The 19,243-nt window shown below is 72.2% G+C and carries 16 protein-coding genes; 5 read left to right on the top strand and 11 right to left on the bottom strand.

What is annotated here, in order from left to right:
• Positions 1 to 99: 99 nt before the first annotated feature.
• Positions 100 to 1,482, bottom strand: a complete 1,383-nt coding sequence (locus AC07AW_RS11650) for an MFS transporter (RefSeq protein WP_478815225.1) — start codon at positions 1,480 to 1,482, stop codon at positions 100 to 102.
• A gap of 121 nt (positions 1,483 to 1,603) precedes the next feature.
• Between AC07AW_RS11650 and AC07AW_RS11645 the strand changes: the two genes are divergently transcribed.
• Together AC07AW_RS11645 and AC07AW_RS11640 are read left to right on the top strand one after the other, a co-directional pair.
• Complete coding sequence (locus AC07AW_RS11645; protein ID WP_478815224.1) at positions 1,604 to 2,101, top strand: MarR family winged helix-turn-helix transcriptional regulator; 498 nt, start codon at positions 1,604 to 1,606, stop codon at positions 2,099 to 2,101.
• A gap of 185 nt (positions 2,102 to 2,286) precedes the next feature.
• On the top strand, positions 2,287 to 3,189 hold the full coding sequence (locus AC07AW_RS11640) for a tyrosine-protein phosphatase (RefSeq protein ID WP_478815223.1): 903 nt from the start codon (positions 2,287 to 2,289) through the stop codon (positions 3,187 to 3,189).
• Here the strand turns inward: AC07AW_RS11640 and AC07AW_RS11635 are convergent.
• From AC07AW_RS11635 to AC07AW_RS11615, 5 genes are all read right to left on the bottom strand, one after another.
• Positions 3,114 to 4,850, bottom strand: coding sequence for a DEAD/DEAH box helicase (locus tag AC07AW_RS11635; RefSeq protein WP_478815222.1), 1,737 nt, complete (start codon positions 4,848 to 4,850; stop codon positions 3,114 to 3,116). The genes AC07AW_RS11640 and AC07AW_RS11635 overlap by 76 nt on opposite strands.
• A 204-nt stretch (positions 4,851 to 5,054) precedes the next feature.
• On the bottom strand, positions 5,055 to 5,678 hold the full coding sequence (locus AC07AW_RS11630; protein ID WP_478815221.1) for a TetR/AcrR family transcriptional regulator: 624 nt from the start codon (positions 5,676 to 5,678) through the stop codon (positions 5,055 to 5,057).
• A 40-nt stretch (positions 5,679 to 5,718) separates the two neighbouring features.
• Positions 5,719 to 6,228: a pyridoxamine 5'-phosphate oxidase family protein gene (locus tag AC07AW_RS11625; protein ID WP_478815220.1), complete on the bottom strand. Its 510-nt coding sequence runs from the start codon at positions 6,226 to 6,228 to the stop codon at positions 5,719 to 5,721.
• Between the two features lie 79 nt (positions 6,229 to 6,307).
• Positions 6,308 to 6,688, bottom strand: coding sequence for a VOC family protein (locus AC07AW_RS11620; RefSeq protein WP_478815219.1), 381 nt, complete (start codon positions 6,686 to 6,688; stop codon positions 6,308 to 6,310).
• A 54-nt stretch (positions 6,689 to 6,742) separates the two neighbouring features.
• On the bottom strand, positions 6,743 to 7,108 hold the full coding sequence (locus AC07AW_RS11615) for a MerR family transcriptional regulator (protein WP_478815218.1): 366 nt from the start codon (positions 7,106 to 7,108) through the stop codon (positions 6,743 to 6,745).
• A 69-nt stretch (positions 7,109 to 7,177) separates the two neighbouring features.
• Here AC07AW_RS11615 and AC07AW_RS11610 point away from each other — a divergent pair, with 69 nt between their 5' ends.
• Positions 7,178 to 8,074 (top strand): aldo/keto reductase, encoded by an 897-nt coding sequence (locus tag AC07AW_RS11610; protein WP_478815217.1) that lies wholly within the window; start codon positions 7,178 to 7,180, stop codon positions 8,072 to 8,074.
• Here the strand turns inward: AC07AW_RS11610 and AC07AW_RS11605 are convergent.
• Together AC07AW_RS11605 and AC07AW_RS11600 are read right to left on the bottom strand one after the other, a co-directional pair.
• Positions 8,069 to 8,788, bottom strand: coding sequence for a VWA domain-containing protein (locus AC07AW_RS11605; protein WP_478815216.1), 720 nt, complete (start codon positions 8,786 to 8,788; stop codon positions 8,069 to 8,071). The two genes, AC07AW_RS11610 and AC07AW_RS11605, sit on opposite strands and share 6 nt — an antisense overlap.
• The gene (locus tag AC07AW_RS11600) at positions 8,789 to 9,346 is read right to left on the bottom strand and encodes a PadR family transcriptional regulator (RefSeq protein ID WP_478815215.1); all 558 of its coding nucleotides are present in this window, start codon (positions 9,344 to 9,346) and stop codon (positions 8,789 to 8,791) included.
• A gap of 112 nt (positions 9,347 to 9,458) precedes the next feature.
• Between AC07AW_RS11600 and AC07AW_RS11595 the strand changes: the two genes are divergently transcribed.
• Positions 9,459 to 10,568, top strand: a complete 1,110-nt coding sequence (locus tag AC07AW_RS11595) for an LLM class flavin-dependent oxidoreductase (protein ID WP_478815214.1) — start codon at positions 9,459 to 9,461, stop codon at positions 10,566 to 10,568.
• Between the two features lie 119 nt (positions 10,569 to 10,687).
• On the opposite strand, the gene AC07AW_RS11590 is transcribed toward AC07AW_RS11595, so the two are convergent.
• The 3 genes from AC07AW_RS11590 to AC07AW_RS11580 all read right to left on the bottom strand — a co-directional run bounded on the left by AC07AW_RS11590 (position 10,688) and on the right by AC07AW_RS11580 (position 17,929).
• Positions 10,688 to 12,148, bottom strand: coding sequence for a glutamate synthase subunit beta (locus tag AC07AW_RS11590; RefSeq protein ID WP_478815213.1), 1,461 nt, complete (start codon positions 12,146 to 12,148; stop codon positions 10,688 to 10,690).
• Positions 12,141 to 16,703 (bottom strand): glutamate synthase large subunit, encoded by a 4,563-nt coding sequence (gene gltB / locus AC07AW_RS11585; RefSeq protein ID WP_478815212.1) that lies wholly within the window; start codon positions 16,701 to 16,703, stop codon positions 12,141 to 12,143. Before gltB ends, AC07AW_RS11590 begins: the two co-directional genes overlap by 8 nt.
• 497 nt (positions 16,704 to 17,200) lie before the next feature.
• On the bottom strand, positions 17,201 to 17,929 hold the full coding sequence (locus AC07AW_RS11580; RefSeq protein WP_351180820.1) for a VIT1/CCC1 transporter family protein: 729 nt from the start codon (positions 17,927 to 17,929) through the stop codon (positions 17,201 to 17,203).
• Positions 17,930 to 18,181: 252 nt separating this feature from the next.
• On the opposite strand from AC07AW_RS11580, the gene AC07AW_RS11575 reads away from it, so the two are divergent.
• Positions 18,182 to 19,177 carry an ADP-ribosylglycohydrolase family protein gene (locus AC07AW_RS11575; RefSeq protein ID WP_478815211.1) on the top strand — a complete coding sequence of 332 codons (996 nt, stop codon included), beginning with the start codon at positions 18,182 to 18,184 and terminating at the stop codon, positions 19,175 to 19,177.
• Positions 19,178 to 19,243: the final 66 nt, after the last annotated feature.

Genomic DNA, 19,243 nt, shown 5'->3' with positions numbered 1-19,243 from the left:
AACCACCCCCACACCCTCCCCACCATCGAGCCCCCGGTCACCACCCACCCCCCCCCCCCCCCCCCCCCCCCCCCCCCGCGCCGTGTGTGTGAGGGAGCGTCACCGCCCGCCGGCGGGGAGCCGCAGGCTCAGCAGGGCGGCGCCCGCGTAGGCCGCGAGGACCCAGGGCATCGCGGCGGAGAGGGAGAGGTCCGCGAAGTAGGCGGTGCCGATGGCGGCCGCGCCGAGGGCGCCGCCGAACTGCTGGGCGGTGGAGAAGACGCCGGAGGCTCCGCCCGCGAGTTCGGCGGGGGCGGCCGAGAGGACGATGCCGACGAGCGGGACGACGAGGAGGCCGAGGCCGGCGCCCGCGACGGCGAGACCGGGCGCCAGGGGCCAGGCGCCGGTGTGGACGGGCGCCGCGCCCTCCATCGCGTACCAGACCCAGCCGTAGCCGCCGGCCATGAGGAGGGCGCCCGCGGTGGGGACGTACCGGCCGAGCTTGGCCGCGAGCGGTTCGGCGGCCGGGGCCGTGAGGAAGCCGCCCGCCGAGAAGGCGGCCATCAGGACACCCGCCTGCGTCGGGGTGTAGCCCTGTCCGCCCTGCAGCCAGATCGCGAGGACCAGGAAGAAGCCCTGCATGCCGAGGGCGAAGAGCAGCTGGACCGCCAGGCCGTACGAGAAGGCCGGGACGGTGAAGATCCGCCGGGGCAGCACCGAGCCGCGGACGGCGACCCCGGCCACCGCGAGGGCGCCGGCCGCGAGGAGGCCCCAGCCCCAGAGCGGCCAGCCCCAGCCGCGGCCCTGGACGAGCGGCAGGACGACGGCGACGAGTCCGGCGGCGAGGACGAGGCTGCCGAGCAGCGGCGGCCGGGTGGCGGCGCTCTCGCGGGTGCGGGGGACGAGGACGACGGCGGCGGCGAGGGTGAGGACGGAGACGGGCACGTTGACGAGGAAGACGCTGCGCCAGCCGAGCCCGAAGAGGTCGGCGTCGGTGAGGACCCCGCCGAGCAGCAGCCCGATCGCGGAGGCGAAGCCGGCGACCGCGCCGTACATCCCGAAGACCTTGCCGCGGTCCTTGCCCTGGAAGAGGCTCTGGAAGGAGCCGAGCACCTGCGGCATGAGCACGGCGGCGGCGACGCCCTGCACGGCGCGGGCCGCGATCAGCTGGCCGGGGCTCTGGGCGACGCCGCAGGCGAGGCTGGCGAGGCCGAAGCCGGCGGTGCCGGCGAGGAAGAGCGCCTTGCGGCCGTACCGGTCGCCGAGCCGTCCCGCGACGACGAGGGTCGCGGCGAAGCCCAGGAGGTAGGCGGAGACGGTCCACTGGAGGGCGCTCTCGGAGGCGCCGAGGCCGTGCCCGAGGGAGGGCAGGGCGACGTTGACGATGGTGACGTCCACGAGGTCCATCAGGGCGGCGACCATCATGACGACGGCGGCGGCCCAGCGGCGCGGGTGGACGGTGAACGGAGCGCCGGTGGCGGCGGTCGTGACGGTCGTGGACATCTCGCCCCTCCCTCTCGAGATTCATTTCGTTCGAGCGAACGAAATAAATCTGACACGCACGGACCCTTGATCGCAAGTCTTTCGTTCGGCCGAACGAAATGAATTTTGCTAGGCTGCCGCCATGAGCGAGCAGGACAGCGAGCGGGACAGCGCACAGGACCGGGACCAGGAACGGGGCGCGGTCGTCGCCGCCCTCACCGCCGCCGGCCGGGACTCCAGCGCCGCCTCCGTCGCCTTCCACTCGGCGATCGCGGCCCAGCAGGACCTGGGCGCCACCGAGACCAAGACGCTCGACCTGCTCGAACGGCACGGCCCCCTCACCGCCAAGGAGCTGGCCGAGCACTCGGGCCTGGCCCCCGCCTCCGTGACCGGGCTCGTCGACCGCCTGGAGCGCAAGGGCTTCGTGCGCAGGGTGAAGCACCCGACGGACAAGCGCCGGGTGCTCGTCGAGCCCCGCCCCGAGAAGCTGGCCGAGCTCGCCCCGCTCTTCGACGACTGGGCGCGCGAAGTGCACGAGCTCTACGAGGAGTTCACCACCGAGGAGCTGGCGACGGTCACCCGCTTCCTGAGGGGCGCGACGGAACGCCAGCGCGCCGCGACGAAGCGCCTCACGGAGTAACCGGGGCGCACGCACCCCTCCCGTTCGGCCCTCCCGGCTGCTACCTTCCTCGCCAGCACGTCACCTAACTAACGTTAGGTGGAAGAGCGGCCCCGCGGGCCCGTCCGCCCACGGCTGTCCCACCCGAGTCCGTCTGCCGTACGGCCGTCCGCCGTACGTCCGTCAGTCCGTAAGGGAGTCCAGCCATGCCCCTGTCCCGACGCGCACTGCTCACCACCACCGGTGCCGCAGCCCTGCTCTCGGTGCTGCCCGCGGAAGCGAGCGCCCGACCCCGCTCCGCGACCGCCACGACGATCCGGCAGATCCCGCTCCAGGGCGCGGTCAACGTCCGCGATCTCGGCGGATACGCCACCTACGACGGCCGCCGGGTCCGGCACGGTCTCGCCTACCGGGGCGACCACCTCGCCAAGCTCACCGACGCCGACCTCACCACCCTCGCCGGGCTCGGCCTCGGCACCGTGGTCGACCTGCGGATCCCGCAGGAGGTCGGGTACGACGGCGCCGACCGGCTGCCCGCCGGTACGGTCCCGGTCGCCCGGCCCATCACCGACCACGGGCTCTTCGGGCAGCTGATGGCCGCCATCGGCTCCCGCGACCCGGTCCGGCAGGAGGAGATGCTCGGCGGCGGGCGGGCCGCCGGCTTCATGTGCGAGGTGTACCGCACCTTCGTCACCGACGCCGCGAACCGGGCCGCCCTCGCGGCCACCCTGCGGGACCTGGCCGACCCGCGCCGGGGGCCGCTGCTCCTGCACTGCACCTCCGGCAAGGACCGCACCGGCTGGACGAGCTGGCTCCTGCTCACCCTGCTCGGGGTGCCCGAGAGCTCCGCCCGCGCGGACTACCTGGCCTCCAACACCTTCCGCGCCGCCTACGACGCGCGCGTGCGGGAGGGCCTGAAGCAGGGCGGGCTCATGCAGAACCCGGAGCTGATCGTGCCGCTCCAGGAGGTGCGGGCCGAGTACCTGGACACCGCCATCGACCAGGTCCGCACCTCCTACGGGAGCCTCTTCCGTTACGTGTCGGTCGGCCTCGGCCTGGAGCTGCGCGAGCTCGCGGCGCTCCGCGAACGGCTCGTGCCGGAGGCCTGACGCCCGCCCCGGCCGCCGCCGGCCGCCGCACCGCGCCCGGCGCCCGCGCCGGAGCCGCGCCCCGAACCGCCCGCGCCACGCCCGGAGCCGCCGGCCCCGCCGGAACCCCGGCCCGAGCCCGTCGCGGCGCCGGAGCCCCGGCCGGTGGGCGTGGTGGACCCGCGCCCGGCGGACGGGCCGGAGCCGCGGCCCGAGGCCGGTGCGGCCGTGTCCGTACCGCCGCTTCCGGCTCCGGCAGCGGCCGGACGGCGACGGCGACGGCCGCCCGTTCCGGCGCCACCGGCCCCCGCCGCCTTGCGCGGCGGGGTCGGCTGCGGGGTCTCGATGACGACGGGGACGCCCGAGGGCTCCCGGGCGCCGGTGAGCTCGGCGAGCTCCCCGTCGCTGGACCTGACCTGCGCCGTGCGGGGGCTGATGCCCGCGTTCGACATGAGCCGGCCCATGTCCCGCTTCTGCTCGGGCAGGACCAGCGTGAAGACGCTGCCGGACTCGCCGGCGCGGGCCGTGCGGCCGCCCCGGTGCAGATAGTCCTTGTGGTCCATCGGCGGGTCGACGTTCACGACCATGTCGAGGTCGTCGACGTGGATGCCACGCGCCGCCACGTTCGTCGCGACCAGCGTGGTGACCTGGCCGGTCTTGAACTGGTCCAGGGTCCGGTTGCGCTGCGGCTGCGAGCGGCCGCCGTGCAGCCCGGAGGCCCGGACGCCGTTGGCGAGGAGCCGCTTGACCAGCCGGTCCACGGACCGCTTGGTGTCGAGGAAGAGGATCGTGCGGCCTTCGCGGGCCGCGATCCGCAGCGTGACGGCCTTCTTGTCCGTCTCGTCCATCACGTACAGGACGTGGTGCTCCATCGTGGTCACCGCGCCGGCCGACGGGTCGACCGAGTGCACGACCGGGTCGTCCAGGAACATCTTGACCAGCTTGTCGATGTTCCGGTCGAGGGTCGCGGAGAACAGCAGCCGCTGCCCGTCCGGCTCGACCTGCTTCAGCAGCTTCGTGACCTGCGGCAGGAAGCCCATGTCGGCCATCTGGTCGGCCTCGTCGAGGACGGTGACGGCGACCTGGTCGAGGCGGCAGTCACCCCGCTCGATGAGGTCGTGGAGCCGGCCGGGCGTGGCGATGAGGACCTCGGCGCCGCGCCGCAGGGACGAGGACTGCCGGGAGATCGACATGCCGCCGACGACCGTGGTGATCCGCAGCCGCAGCGCGGCGGCGTACGGGGTGAGGGCGTCGGTCACCTGCTGGGCGAGCTCACGGGTCGGCACCAGGACCAGCGCGAGGGGCGCGGTCGGCTCGGCGCGGCGGCCGGCGGTGCGGGCGAGGAGCGCGAGCCCGAAGGCGAGGGTCTTGCCGGAGCCGGTCCGCCCCCGGCCGAGGACGTCACGCCCGGCGATCGAGTTCGGCAGCGTCGCGGCCTGGATCGGGAACGGCTCCGTCACACCCTGCTCGGTGAGCGTCCGCAGCAGCGCGGCCGGCATGTCCAGGTCCTCGAAGGAGGCCACGGGCGGCAGCGCGGGCGTCACCGTCTCCGGAGGGGTGAACTCCTGCGGCGGCGGGGGCGCGGCGGGACGACGGCCGCCGCGGGGGCCCTTCGGCTGGGACGTGGACTTCGCCTGGGCGGTGCGGGGGCCGCGCTTGTGGGGGCGTTCGGAGCGGGTCATTCGTGCCTTCCTGGCCGGTGCGCGGCACAGCCGGGGCCCGCACCTGCGCGATGCGGGCCCCGGCTGCTTCTACCCGGAACACGAGATACGGGCCCCGGCTGTTTCTACCCGGAACAATAGTGCGCCTCGGGACCTTCCCGCCCCGGCCGCCCCCTCGGCCACCCCCTACGGCGCCCCTGCGTGAGCGGCGTCACAGCCGTCCGGTCAGTCGCGGCGTACGGCGACCCCGTCCAGGACCATCGACAGGTACTGGCGGGCGATCTCCTCCGGGCTGTGCCGGCCGCCCGGCCGGTACCAGGACGCGGCGACCCAGACGGTGTCGCGGACGAACCGGTAGGTGAGCCGGACGTCGAGGTCGGCGCGGAAGACCCCGGCGGCGACGCCGCGCTCCAGGGTGCCGAGCCAGGCCTTCTCGAACTTGCGCTGCGAGTCGGCCAGATAGCCGAAGCGGGGCTGGTCGACGAGGTGCTGGGACTCCTTCTGGTAGATCGCGACGGCGGCACGGTGCCGGTCGATCTCCCGGAAGGACTCGGTGACCAGGGCCTCGATGGTCTCGCGGGGGCCGAGCCCGGCGTCGAGGACGGCGTCGTACCCCTCCCACAGCTCGTTCAGGAAGGTGGAGAGGATCTCGTCGAGCATCGACTCCTTGGAGTCGAAGTGGTAGTAGAGGCTGCCGGCGAGCATCCCGGCGGCGTCCGCGATCTTGCGGACGGTGGTGGCGTTGTACCCCTGGGCGGCGAACACCTCGGCCGCCGTGTCGAGGAGTTCACGGCGCCGCTCGGGCCCGCCGCTCACCTGGGTCTTCTTCTTGCTTGCAGTGTTCGGCACGTGCCCATTGTGGTCCTCCGCGCGCCGGGCCACCCAGGGGTCAGGTGTCCTCGCGGGGCGGACTGTCGTCGTTGCCGCGCCGGAGCGTCCGGGTCGGGCGTCCCGGCGCCCAGCTGCGGAAGACGACCTCCTCGCCGTCCACCCAGGTCCGCACGACCTCGGTCGGCTCCACCCGGAAGAGGTGGAAGGGCTGCGGCGCGCCCGCTTCGGCCGCGTACCAGTCCAGCTTCTCCGGGTCGGTGACCTCGACCGCCCGCCCCGAGATCCGGACGTCCCCGCCGCCCATGTCGGTGCCGGGGCCCGGGTTGGCGAGCAACGCGAACCGGGGGTCGCGGCGCAGGTCGAGCGCCTTGCGCGAGTTCGGCATCATGCCGAGCCAGAGCTCCCCGTCGCGGAAGTCGGCCTCGATGCCGCTGAGGCGGGGTGAGCCGTCCTTACGGAGGGTGGCGAGGGCGTGGTGGGTGTACTGCCCGAAGCGCTCCCGCACGATCGCGGCGAACTCGGGCTCGTCGGCCTCGAAGGCCGGCCAGGTGGTTCCGGTGTCTCCCATGACTGTGTCTCCCATGAATCCAGGAAACACCGGATACCCGACGGCCACTGTCCGGATTACTCCGGACTCACCAGTGGGTTCAGGCGGTCGCCGCGCGCTCCGCCTTGCTGCGCTCCACGCAGAACTCGTTGCCCTCCGGGTCCGTCAGGGTCGCCCAGCCGGTGCCGTCCGGGTTCCGGTGGTCCTCGAACAGGGTGGCGCCGAGGCCGAGCAGCCGCTCGACCTCCTCGTCACGGGTGCGGTCCTGCGGCTGGAGGTCGAGGTGGACGCGGTTCTTCGCCGTCTTCCCCTCGGGGACCTGGATGAAGAGGAGGTCTGCGCCGGCCGACTCGACGAGCGCCTCCGGGTCGCCGGGCTTGTCGTCGTCGGAGACCTGGGAGTCGAGGGCCTTCGCCCAGAAGGTCGCCAGGGCGTAGGCGTCGGCGCAGTCGATGGTCACGTGTCGTACGAGAGAGGTCATGGGCGGCATGATCGCCCGCACCCCCGACGGGGGGCCACTCCTTTTCCCCAACGCTCAGTCGGCGGTGGCGAGTTGCCTGCCCTCGGCCACGGCCACGAGCGCGGCGAGCGAGGAGCGGGCGCCCTGGAGGTCCTGGATCTTCTCGTCGATGGCGTCGAGCCGGGCGACGAGCATCGGGCTGAGGCAGGGCTCGATCTCCGCCTCGCTGCCGCAGACGCAGTCGAGGACCTCGGCGATGACCCGGGTCGGCAGTCCGGCGCCGAGGAGGGCGCGGATGCGGCGGACGACGGCGGGGGCGTCGGGGCCGTAGACCCGCTGCCCGCCGGGGGTGCGCTCCGAGGCGAGGAGGCCCTGCTCCTCGTAGTAGCGGAGCAGCCGGACGCTCACCCCGGTCTCGCGCGCAAGCTCACCGATCTCCATGTGACCCCCCTCACATTCACCCGTCCGCGCTTGAACCTCACATCCGTGTGAGCTCCTACGGTTCCGGCCATGACGAACGACACGAAGTCCTCCGACACGACGATATTCCAGCTCGGCGGTGACCTCCCGGTCCGGCGTGTCGGGTACGGCACGATGCGACTCGCCGACGGCCCCGGCGACCCGACCGGCCCGGAGGCCCGCATCTGGACGGCCCCGGCCGACCGGACGGCGGCGGTGGGCCTGCTGCGGACGGCCGCCGAGGCGGGCGTCACCCTCTTCGACACGGCCGACGCGTACGCCCTGGGGGCCGGCGAGGAGCTGCTCGCGGAGGCGCTGCACCCGTACGGCGAGGGGGTCGCGGTGGCCACCAAGGTCGGCGTGGTCCGGCCCTCCCCCACCGAGTGGGTGCCGCTCGGCCACCCCGCCTATCTGCGCCAGCAGGCCGAGCTGAGCCTGCGCCGGCTGCGCACGGAGCGGATCGACCTCCTCTACCCCCACCGTCTCGACGAGAACGTCCCGGTCGCCGAGCAGGTCGGCGCCCTGAAGCAGCTCCGGGAGGAGGGCAAGGTCCGGCACATCGGGCTCTCGGAGGTGACGGTCGAGCAGCTCACCGAGGCCGAGGCGACGGCGCCGATCGCGGCCGTGCAGAACCTCTACAACCTGGCGAACCGCGACCACGAGCCGGTCCTCGACCACACGGCCGGGCGCGGGATCGCGTTCGTCCCCTTCTTCCCGGTCGCCATGGGCGGGCACGCGGGCCCGGACGGGCCGGTCGCCCGTGTGGCCCGCGAGCTCGGCGCGACGCCGTCGCAGACGGCCCTGGCGTGGCTGCTCCACCGGGCCCCGCACGTCCTCCCGATCCCCGGCACGTCCTCGGCGGCCCACCTCGTGGAGAACCTGGGCGCGCTCGACGTCACGCTGACCGAGGAGCAGTTCGCACGCCTCGGAGCGTCTTCGGGTTCATGACCGTACGACCCCCTGGGCCCGGGCAGCGGCGAGCCAGGCGGGGAACTCGGAGACGAGCCGGTCGTACAGCTCGGCATCGGGGACCCGGCTCGGGTCCTGCCCCGCATGGAAGAAGCCGGCGTTGTCGAGGGGCCGCTTCGCCGGCACGTCCAGCTCGTCGAGCCGGCGCAGGAACTCGAACTGCCTGCTCCCGGGGTCGCCGAAGCCGATGAACTGCCAGAAGAGGGGCAGCCGGGCCGCCTTGCAGACGTACCGCTCGGCGGCGAGCTTGTTGATCGGCCCTCCGTCGGTCTGGAAGACGACGAGCGCGGGCGCGGTGGAGCCGCTGTCCAGGTAGTGGTCGATGACGGCGTCCATGGCGAGGTGGTAGCTCGTCTTGCCCATGTGGCCCAGCCCGGCGACGATCCGGTCGATCCGGCCGACGTGGTCGTCGAGCCGGATCTCGGTCTCGGCGTCGATGTCGGTGGAGAAGAAGACCACCGGCACCCGTCCGTCGTCGTCGAGGTGCGCGGAGAGCCCGAGGACCCGGTCCGCCAGGGCCTGCACGGTGCCGTTGGCGTAGTACGGCTTCATGGACCCCGAGTAGTCGACGACGAGGTAGACGGCGACCCGCTGGCCGCCCATCCCGTGCCGCGCCAGCGAGGCCCCCGCCTCCTTGTAGAGACTGACGAGCGCGGGCGCCGTCTCCTCGACCTTCCGCAGGCTCAGTGCCATCTACTGCTCCCCCTCCAGTTCCTCGATGTCCGCGAGCATGGCGTCGGCCAGGTCGCGTTCGGCTGTGTAGTACCGCTCGGCCCAGGCGAGGGTGAGCCGGGGGTACGCCCAGGCCTCGTCCGCCCCCGCGTCCGCCACGTCCGCCTCGGCGCGCCGCCGCATGCGCTCGGCGTACTCGCGGTGCGCGGCCAGGATCTCCCGCATCCGCTCGGGTTCGAGGAGGTGGCCGAGCCAGAGCCGCAGCATCGGCCCGTGCTTGAGGACGGGCGGATCGAGGGGGGCCGTGCGGGCCCAGGTGCGGACGGCGTCGAGGCCCTCGTCGGTGATCCGGTAGACCCGCTTGTCGCGCGTGCCGGCCTCGGGGGCGACGAGCCGCGAGGTGGCGTAGCCGCTGTTCTCCAGGCGCTTGAGCTCGCTGTAGACCTGACTGAAGGAGGGGCTCCAGTAGAAGAGGCCGAGGGACCGGTCGGACCACTTCTTGACGTCGTAGCCGGACAACTCCCGTCCGTGGGAGAGCAGTCCGAGCACGGCCCAGCTGGTCGCGGGAAGCTCTGGCACGCTCTCTCGGTCCACCACGCAGCGCAGTCTACGGCCCTTCCTTCCTCTCCCTATGCCTGCTAGAAGTATTTCGATTAGGCATAGAACTGGCCTGCCCCGGGAGGAGCGTCCCGTGAAGTTCTCCATGATCTTCGAAGCACAGCTCGTCGACCCCACCCCCGCCCGCGAACACCAGGTCCTCCACGACTGCGTCGAACAGGCCGTCCTCGCCGAGGAGATGGGCTTCGACCGGATCTGGGCGGTCGAGCACCACTCCCTCGTCCAGTACGCCCACATGAGCGCGTCCGAGATCTTCCTGACCTGGGTCGCGGCGCGCACCCGGACCATCCGGGTCGGCCACGGCGTGGTCACCATGCCCTTCGGCTACCAGCACCCGGTCCGGGTCGCCGAGCGCGCCGCCATGCTCGACGTGCTCTCCGGCGGCCGGGTCGACGTCGGCGCCGGCCGGGGCGCGACCCGCCAGGAGACCCGGATGTTCGGGGTACGCCCGGAGGACACCCGCCCGCAGACCGAGGAGGCCCTGCGGATCTTCGCCTCGGCCTGGCGGGATCCGGAGCTGGAGTGGCACGGCACCCTCGACATCGGCCCCGGTGCGGTCCTCCCCCGCCCCGTACAGACCCCGCATCCGCCGCTCTTCATGGCCTGCTCGCAGCACGAGTCCCTCCGGCAGGCCGCCGAACTCGGCATCGGCGCGCTGGTGATGGGCTTCGCCGGCGCCGAGGACGTCCGTGCGATGCGCGCGGTGTACGACGAGGCCCTCGCCGCCAGGGACGGTTCCCGGTTCGTGTCCACCGAGGTCAACGACCACTTCTCCGCGCTGTGCCCGACGGTCGTCCTGGACGACCCGGCCCGCGCCCTCCGGCTCGGCACCCGGGGCCAGCGCTTCTTCGCCGAGTCGATCGCCCACTGGTACGGCGGTGCCCCCGCCCCCACGGGCTACGCGGAGGACGAGGACCACACGGGGGCGCTCGACGAGCAGCGCCGGAAGCTGATCGCCCGCCTGCACGAGGCGGACATCCCGGCCCGGCCGGTCGACACGGGCACGTACAACACCGACCACGCCTACGGGGACGCGTCCACGGCGATCGCCTACGTGGAACGGCTCCGGGAGATCGGCGTCGACGAGGTGATGTGCCTGATCCAGATGGGCACGGTCCCCCAGGAGGTCTGCCTGGAGACGATCCGGCAGTGGGGCACGAAGGTCATCCCGCACTTCCGGTAAGAACCTCCGCCGGACGCGCATCAGCACCCCCAGGTCGTCCGGTCGGGGACATTCAGGGGGTGCTGCGCTCAGTTCCGCACGTCGTTGTACGGGACGTTCTCGGGGGTGATCCGGTGGGATCAGACCATCAGCGAACGGTCCGTCGGGCGGATCGGGGCCGGCAGGGAGCTGGCGCCGGTCAGGTAGCGGTCGACGCCGCGGGCGGCCGAGCGGCCCTCGGCGATGGCCCAGACGATGAGCGACTGGCCGCGGCCGGCGTCACCGGCGACGAACACGCCATCGACGTTGGTGGCGAAGTCCGCGTCACGGGCGATGTTACCCCGCTCATCCAGGTCCAGACCGAACTGCGCGACCAGGCCGTTCTCCACGTCCGTGCCGGTGAAGCCCATCGCGAGCGTGACCAGCTGGGCGGGGATCTTCCGCTCCGTGCCCGGCTTCTGGGTCAGCCTGCCCTCGACGAACTCGACCTCGACGAGGTGGAGGAACTGGACGTTGCCGTCCTCGTCGCCCTCGAAGTGGGTGGTGGAGACGGAGTAGACCCGCTCGCCGCCCTCCTCGTGCGCCGAGGTGACCTTGTAGAGCATGGGGAAGGTCGGCCAGGGCTGGCCGGCGTTCCGCTCCTCGCCCGGCTTCGGCATGATCTCCAGCTGCGTGACCGAGGCCGCGCCCTGGCGGTGTGCCGTACCGACGCAGTCCGCGCCGGTGTCGCCGCCGCCGATGACGACGACGTGCTTGCCCTCGGCGGTGATCGGCGGGGCCACGAAGTCGCCCTCGACGACCTTGTTGGCGAGCGGCAGGTACTCCATCGCCTGGTGGATGCCGTTCAGCTCCCGGCCCGGGACGGGCAGGTCGCGGGCGGTGGTGGCACCGGCGGCGATGACGACCGCGTCGTAGCGGTTGCGCAGCGCCGTCGCCGGCATGTCGCGGCCGATCTCGACGCCCGTGCGGAACTTGGTGCCCTCCGCGCGCATCTGCTCGATGCGGCGGTTGATGTGCCGCTTCTCCATCTTGAACTCGGGGATGCCGTACCGGAGGAGACCTCCGATGCGGTCGGCCCGCTCGTAGACGGCGACCGTGTGGCCGGCCCGGGTCAGCTGCTGGGCGGCGGCGAGACCGGCCGGTCCCGAGCCGATGACGGCGACGGTCTTGCCGGAGAGGCGGTCGGGCGCCTGCGGCTTGACGTCGTTCGCGTCCCAGGCCTTGTCGATGATGGAGACTTCGACGTTCTTGATGGTGACGGCCGGCTGGTTGATGCCGAGCACACACGCGGACTCGCACGGAGCCGGGCACAGACGGCCGGTGAACTCCGGGAAGTTGTTGGTGGCGTGCAGGCGCTCCTGCGCCGCCGACCAGTCCTCGCGGTAGGCGTAGTCGTTCCACTCGGGGATCAGGTTCCCGAGGGGGCAGCCGTTGTGGCAGAACGGGATGCCGCAGTCCATGCAGCGGCCGGCCTGCTTGCTGATGATCGGCAGCAGGGAGCCGGGGACGTAGACCTCGTTCCAGTCCCTGACGCGCTCTCCCACCGGTCGGGTCTGGGCGACTTCACGCCCGGTGGTCAGGAAGCCCTTGGGGTCAGCCATGGGACGCAGCCTCCATCATCTTCTCGGTGGTCTCGGTCTCGGAGAGACCGGCGAGCTCAGCGGCGTCCTTGGCGGCGAGCACTGCCTTGTACGTGGTGGGGATGATCTTGCTGAACCGGGCCGCCGCGGCGTCCCAGTCGGCGAGGAGCTTCTCGGCGACCGTGGAGCCGGTCTCCTCGAAGTGGCGGCGCACGACGTCGTGCAGCCAGGTCCTGTCGGTGTCCGACAGGGCCTCGATCGCCTCCAGGTTCCCGGAGTTGACGTTGTCCCGGTCGAGGTCGATCACGTAGGCGACACCGCCCGACATGCCGGCCGCGAAGTTGCGGCCGGTCTCGCCGAGGACGACCGCCGTGCCACCGGTCATGTACTCGCAGCCGTGGTCGCCCACGCCCTCCGAGACGACCAGGGCGCCGGAGTTGCGGACGCAGAAGCGCTCGCCGGTGCGGCCGCGGAGGAACAGCTCGCCGCCGGTGGCGCCGTAGCCGATCGTGTTGCCCGCGATGGTGGAGTACTCGGCCAGGTGGTCGGCGCCCCGGTCCGGGCGGACGATCACACGGCCGCCGGAGAGGCCCTTGCCGACGTAGTCGTTGGCGTCGCCCTCCAGGCGGAGCGTGACACCGGCCGGCAGGAAGGCGCCGAAGGACTGGCCCGCGGAGCCGGTGAAGGTGATGTCGATGGTGTCGGCCGGGAGGCCGGCGCCGCCGAACTTCTTCGTCACCTGGTGGCCGAGCATGGTGCCGACCGTGCGGTTGATGTTGCGGATCGCGACCTGGGCGCGGACCGGCTGGGCCTCCTCGGCGGAGGCGGCACCCAGGGCCTCGGCGGCGAGCTCGATCAGCTCGTTGTCGAGGGCCTTCTCCAGACCGTGGTCCTGCTCGACGAGCGCGTGACGGACCGCGCCCTCGGGCAGCTCCGGCACGTAGAAGAGCGGCTCCAGGTCGAGGCCCTGCGCCTTCCAGTGCGTGACCGCGCGGCTGGTGTCGAGCAGCTCGGCGTGGCCGACGGCCTCTTCGAGGGTGCGGAAGCCCAGCTCGGCGAGGAGCTCGCGGACCTCCTCGGCGATGAACTCGAAGAAGTTGACGACGAACTCGGCCTTGCCGGAGAAGCGGTCGCGCAGGACCGGGTTCTGGGTGGCGATGCCGACCGGGCAGGTGTCCAGGTGGCAGACGCGCATCATGACGCAGCCGGAGACGACGAGCGGCGCGGTCGCGAAACCGAACTCCTCGGCGCCGAGCAGCGCGGCGATGATCACGTCGCGGCCGGTCTTCAGCTGGCCGTCGGTCTGGACGACGATGCGGTCGCGCAGGCCGTTGAGCAGCAGCGTCTGCTGGGTCTCGGCGAGGCCGAGCTCCCAGGGACCGCCCGCGTGCTTCAGGGAGGTCAGCGGGGAGGCGCCCGTACCGCCGTCGTGGCCGGAGATGAGGACGACGTCCGCGTGGGCCTTGGAGACACCGGCGGCGACCGTGCCGACGCCGACCTCGGAGACCAGCTTCACGTGGATGCGGGCGACCGGGTTGGCGTTCTTGAGGTCGTGGATCAGCTGAGCCAGGTCCTCGATGGAGTAGATGTCGTGGTGCGGCGGCGGCGAGATGAGGCCGACGCCCGGCGTCGAGTGACGCGTCTTGGCGACCCACGGGTAGACCTTGTGGCCGGGCAGCTGGCCGCCCTCGCCGGGCTTGGCGCCCTGGGCCATCTTGATCTGGATGTCGTCGGCGTTGACCAGGTACTCGCTGGTGACGCCGAAGCGGCCGGAGGCGACCTGCTTGATCGCGGAGCGGCGCGCCGGGTCGTACAGGCGCTCCGGGTCCTCGCCGCCCTCACCGGTGTTGGACTTGGCGCCCAGCTGGTTCATGGCGACGGCGAGCGTCTCGTGCGCCTCGCGGGAGATGGAGCCGTACGACATGGCGCCGGTGGAGAAGCGCTTGACGATCTCGGAGACCGGCTCGACCTCGTCGATGGAGATCGGGGTACGGCCTTCGGCGGCGAAGCCGAAGAGGCCGCGGAGCGTCATGAGGCGCTCGGACTGCTCGTTCACCCGGTCCGTGTACTTCTTGAAGATGTCGTACCGCTTGTTGCGCGTGGCGTGCTGCAGGCGGAAGACGGTCTCCGGGTCGAACAGGTGCGGCTCGCCCTCGCGGCGCCACTGGTACTCGCCGCCGATCTCCAGGGCGCGGTGCGCCGAGGGGACGCCGGAGGCGGGGTACGCCTTGGCGTGGCGGGCGGCGACCTCCTTGGCGACGACGTCGAGACCGGCGCCGCCGATCTTGGTGGCCGTGCCGTTGAAGTACGTGGCGACGAAGGTCTCGTCGAGGCCGACGGCCTCGAAGACCTGGGCGCCGCGGTAGGAGGCGACGGTGGAGATGCCCATCTTGGACATGACCTTGAGGACGCCCTTGCCGAGGGCGTAGATCAGGTTGCGGATGGCCTGCTCGGGCTCCAGGCCCTCGATGAAGGTGCCGGCGCGGACCAGGTCCTCGACGGACTCCATCGCCAGGTACGGGTTGACCGCCGCGGCGCCGTAGCCGATGAGCAGGGCGACGTGGTGGACCTCGCGGACGTCGCCGGCCTCGACGAGCAGACCCACCTTGGTGCGCTGCTTGGTGCGGATGAGGTGGTGGTGGACGGCCGCGGTGAGCAGCAGCGAGGGGATCGGCGCGTGCTCGGCGTCGGAGTGCCGGTCGGAGAGCACGATCAGGCGGGCGCCGCCCTCGATGGCGGTGTCGGCCTCGGCGCAGATGGCGTCGATGCGGGCGGCCAGGGCCTCGCCGCCGCCGGAGACCCGGTAGAGGCCGGAGAGGGTCGCGGCCTTCATGCCGGGCATGTCGCCGTCGGCGTTGATGTGGATGAGCTTGGCCAGCTCGTCGTTGTCGATCACCGGGAAGGGCAGGGTGACGCTGCGACACGAGACGGAGGTCGGGTCGAGCAGGTTGCCCTGGGGGCCGAGCGAGGAGCGCAGCGAGGTCACCAGCTCTTCACGGATGGCGTCCAGCGGCGGGTTCGTGACCTGCGCGAAGAGCTGCGTGAAGTAGTCGAAGAGCAGCCGCGGGCGGGCGGACAGGGCCGCGATCGGCGAGTCCGTACCCATGGAGCCCAGCGGCTCGCCGCCGGTGCGGGCCATCGGCGCGAGGATGACGCGGAGCTCTTCCTCGGTGTAGCCGAAGGTCTGCTGGCGGCGGGTGACCGAGGCGTGGGTGTGCACGATGTGCTCGCGCTCGGGGAGGTCGGAGAGCTCGATCTCGCCGGTCTCCAGCCACTCCTGGTAGGGGTGCTCGGCGGCGAGGGCGGCCTTGATCTCGTCGTCCTCGACGATGCGGTGCTCGGCGGTGTCGACGAGGAACATCTTGCCGGGCTGGAGGCGGCCCTTGCGGACGACCTTGGCGGGGTCGATGTCGAGGACGCCGACCTCGGAGGAGAGGACGACGAGGCCCTCGTCGGTGACCCAGTAGCGGCCGGGGCGCAGACCGTTGCGGTCGAGGACCGCGCCGACCTGGACGCCGTCGGTGAAGGTGACGCAGGCCGGGCCGTCCCAGGGCTCCATCATCGTGGAGTGGTACTGGTAGAAGGCGCGGCGGGCCGGGTCCATGGTCTCGTGGTTCTCCCACGCCTCCGGGACCATCATCAGGACCGCGTGGGGCAGGGAGCGGCCGCCGAGGTGGAGGAGCTCCAGGACCTCGTCGAAGGAGGCCGAGTCGGAGGCGTCGGGGGTGCAGATCGGGAAGATCCGCTCCAGGGCGCCCTCGCCGAAGGCGGTGGAGTCGAGCTGCGCCTCGCGGGCGGTCATCCAGTTCCGGTTGCCCTTGACGGTGTTGATCTCACCGTTGTGGGCGACGAAGCGGTACGGGTGGGCCAGCGGCCAGCTCGGGAAGGTGTTGGTGGAGAACCGGGAGTGGACCAGGGCCACGGCGGTGGCGCAGCGGCGGTCCGACAGGTCCGGGAAGAAGGGCTCCAGCTGGCCGGTGGTCAGCATGCCCTTGTACACGATCGTGCGGGCGGAGAGCGACGGGAAGTACGTCGCGGCCTCGCGCTCGGCGCGCTTGCGCAGCACGAAGGCCTTGCGGTCGAGCGCGAGGCCCGTGTGCTCGCCGTCGGCGACGAAGAGCTGGCGGAAGACCGGCATGGTGGCGCGGGCGGAGGCGCCGAGGAGCTCGGGGGCGACGGGGACCTCGCGCCAGCCGAGGACGGTGAGGCCCTCTTCGGCGGCGATCGTCTCGATCTTCGCGGCGGTCTCGTCGGTGCCGCCCTCGGGGAGGAAGGCGATGCCGACGGCGTACGCGCCGGCCTCGGGGAGGGCGAATCCGGCGACCTCGCGGAGGAAGGCGTCCGGGACCTGGAGCAGGATGCCGGCGCCGTCACCGGAGTCGGGCTCGGAGCCGGTGGCGCCGCGGTGCTCGAGGTTGCGCAGTACGGTCAGCGCCTGCTCGACCAGCGCGTGGCTGGCTACACCGGTGAGGGTGGCCACGAACCCGACACCACAGGCGTCGTGTTCGTTACGGGGGTCGTACATCCCCTGCGGAGCGGGGCGACCGTCCATGGGCGACCAGGCGTCGGAACGCATCGGCTCTCCCGTCGTCGTCGTGGCAATGGAGCTGCCGAGGGACGACGTTGGCCCTCCGCGAAATTTCGTGCAGGTTACATGATGGCTGGCTTCTCGATAAGTGGAAAGCACGTTCCAGCATGCGGACACCGCCGATACGCAGCGGTGGTGTGGGTTCACCTGTGGGGTGCGGCGACAGAGACTGTCCCGCGGGGGACGGATCGAAGGTCCGGAGGTTGTTCGGGCTCCGGCGACCCGCCACTGGGGGTGGGCTTCATTGCCCGGTGACGCTCAGGCCTCTTTCCCGTTGGTCACGGGTTCGAAACCGCCGGGTAACCGGCTACTTATGTGGCGTCCCGCATAGTGTCTCACCGTCGCGGCGGATCGGACCAGGGATATACGTCACAGCCGATACAGACCCTTTGTCCCGTAAAGGTGCCACGAAAAGACCGAGAGGCCCCTTTCGGGGGCCTCTCGGTCTTCTGTCGGGGTACGGAATCCGCACCGCTCCCGCAGGGCTACAACGCCGCCCCGAAGAGCATGCCGAGCCCGTACGTGACGGCAGCGGCGGCACCACCCAGGACGAGCTGGCGCATACCGCTGAAGAGCCAGCCGCGGGCGGTCACGCGGGCCACCAGGGCGCCGCAGGCGAAGAGCCCGAGGAGCGCGAGCAGCACGGCGGGCCAGAGCGCGGTCGCCCCGAGCAGGTACGGCAGGACGGGGAGGAGCGCGCCGAGCGCGAAGGAGCCGAAGGAGGACACGGCGGCGACCGTCGGCGACGGCAGGTCGTCCGGGTCGATGCCGAGCTCCTCGCGGGCATGGATCTCCAGGGCCTGCTCGGGGTCCTTCGACAGCTGCATCGCGACCTCGCGGGCGAGCGCGGGCTCGACGCCGCGGGAGACGTAGAGCGCGGCGAGCTCCTCCATCTCGTCGATCGGGTGCTTGCGCAACTGGCGACGCTCGACGTCGAGTTCCGCCTGGACGAGCTCACGCTGCGAGGCGACGGAGGTGTACTCGCCGGCCGCCATGGAGAAGGCGCCGGCGGCGAGGCCCGCAAGGCCGGTGATGACGATGGTCTGCGAGGAGACCGCGCCACCGGCGACACCGGTCATCAGGGCGAGGTTGGAGACGAGTCCGTCCATCGCGCCGAACACCGCCGGGCGCAGCCAACCGCCGTTCACGTCACGGTGCGTGTGGTTGTCGCGGTGGGCCTCGTGCAGTGGCGCATGAGCTTCGATGATGGACATGACTCTCCCCTCGTTCCGGCGGGCCGGGATGCACCCGCCGCCCCCAACAGCCTCGAAAATACGCCCGATGTAAGGGGCGCGCCAGCAAGGTAGGCCGTACTTACTAAGGCCCGCCTCAGTGAGGGCAACCCAACCTGGCGAGGTGTCAGGCGGGTGACAGAGACGTTTCTTCGGCGAGTTCGCGGCCCGTGGTGGCACAGATCCAGCATCGGGGCGCCGCCGTCGGCGCCTCCACCGAGGAAGGGGCGCGAGATGGTGAACAGCACGGCCTGCGACACGCGTGAACGGGCGAGAGGGGCACTCCTCGGCCTCGCCGTCGGCGACGCGCTCGGCGCGCCCGCCGAGAACATGAAGCCCTCGGAGATCCGCCGCCGCTGGGGCCGCATCGAGGGCTTCGTGACGGACAGTCCGGCGGGCACCGACGACACGGAGTACGCCATCTTCTCGGCGCTGCTCCTCGCCCGGCACGGCTCGGCCCTCACCGTCCACCACGTCGAACGGGCCTGGCACCACTGGATCGCCGACCTCGACGAAGGCCCCTTCCGCGGCGCGGGCTTCTCGGAGCGCGGCACCCTGGAGAACCTCCGCCGCGGCCTGGCGGCCCCCATCTCGGCCCAGCACCGCCACGCCTGGAGCGACGGCCTCGCGATGCGCGCGGCACCCTTCGGGGTGTTCGCGGCGGGTCGCCCGGCGGAGGCGGCCCGCCTGGTCGCGATCGACGGCAGCGTCAGCCACGACGGGGAGGGCATCTACGGCGGCCAGGCGGTGGCGGCGGGAGTGGCGGCGGCGATGACGGGAGCGACGGTCACGTCGGTGATCGCGGCCGCCCTGTCCGTGGTCCCGATGGACTCGTGGACGGCGCGCTCGCTGCGCCGCGCGGTCGTCGCGGCCCAGCGGGTCCAGCCGGACCCGCTCACCCGCGAACGCCAGGTCCGCTCGGCGGTCGTCATCGGCGGCTACCCGTGGACGGACCTGGCCCCGGAGGCGGTGGGCCTGGCGTTCGGCGCCTTCGCGGCGGCCCGCGGCGACTTCCGTACGGCGGTCCTGACGGCGGTCAACATGGGCCGCGACGCCGACACGACGGCAGCGGTGGCGGGAGCCCTGGCGGGCGCGGCGGGCGGCGTGGACGCGATCCCGGCCGACTGGGCCGCGGCCATCGCCCCGGTGACGGGCAGCTGCCTCCCGTCGATGCGCGGCTACCACGTCCTGGACGTGGCAGACCTCCTGACCCCGGAGGAGGCGGCATGAGCGCGGACGTGACGACGACGGCGGCGGCTGGCACTGAAGCCACGGCTGCCGACGCCGCCACCGCTG

This window comes from Streptomyces sp. NPDC044003 (assembly GCF_056435185.1).
Note: the sequence above shows the minus strand (reverse complement) of the source record. Positions and strands in the feature narration are given on the sequence as shown.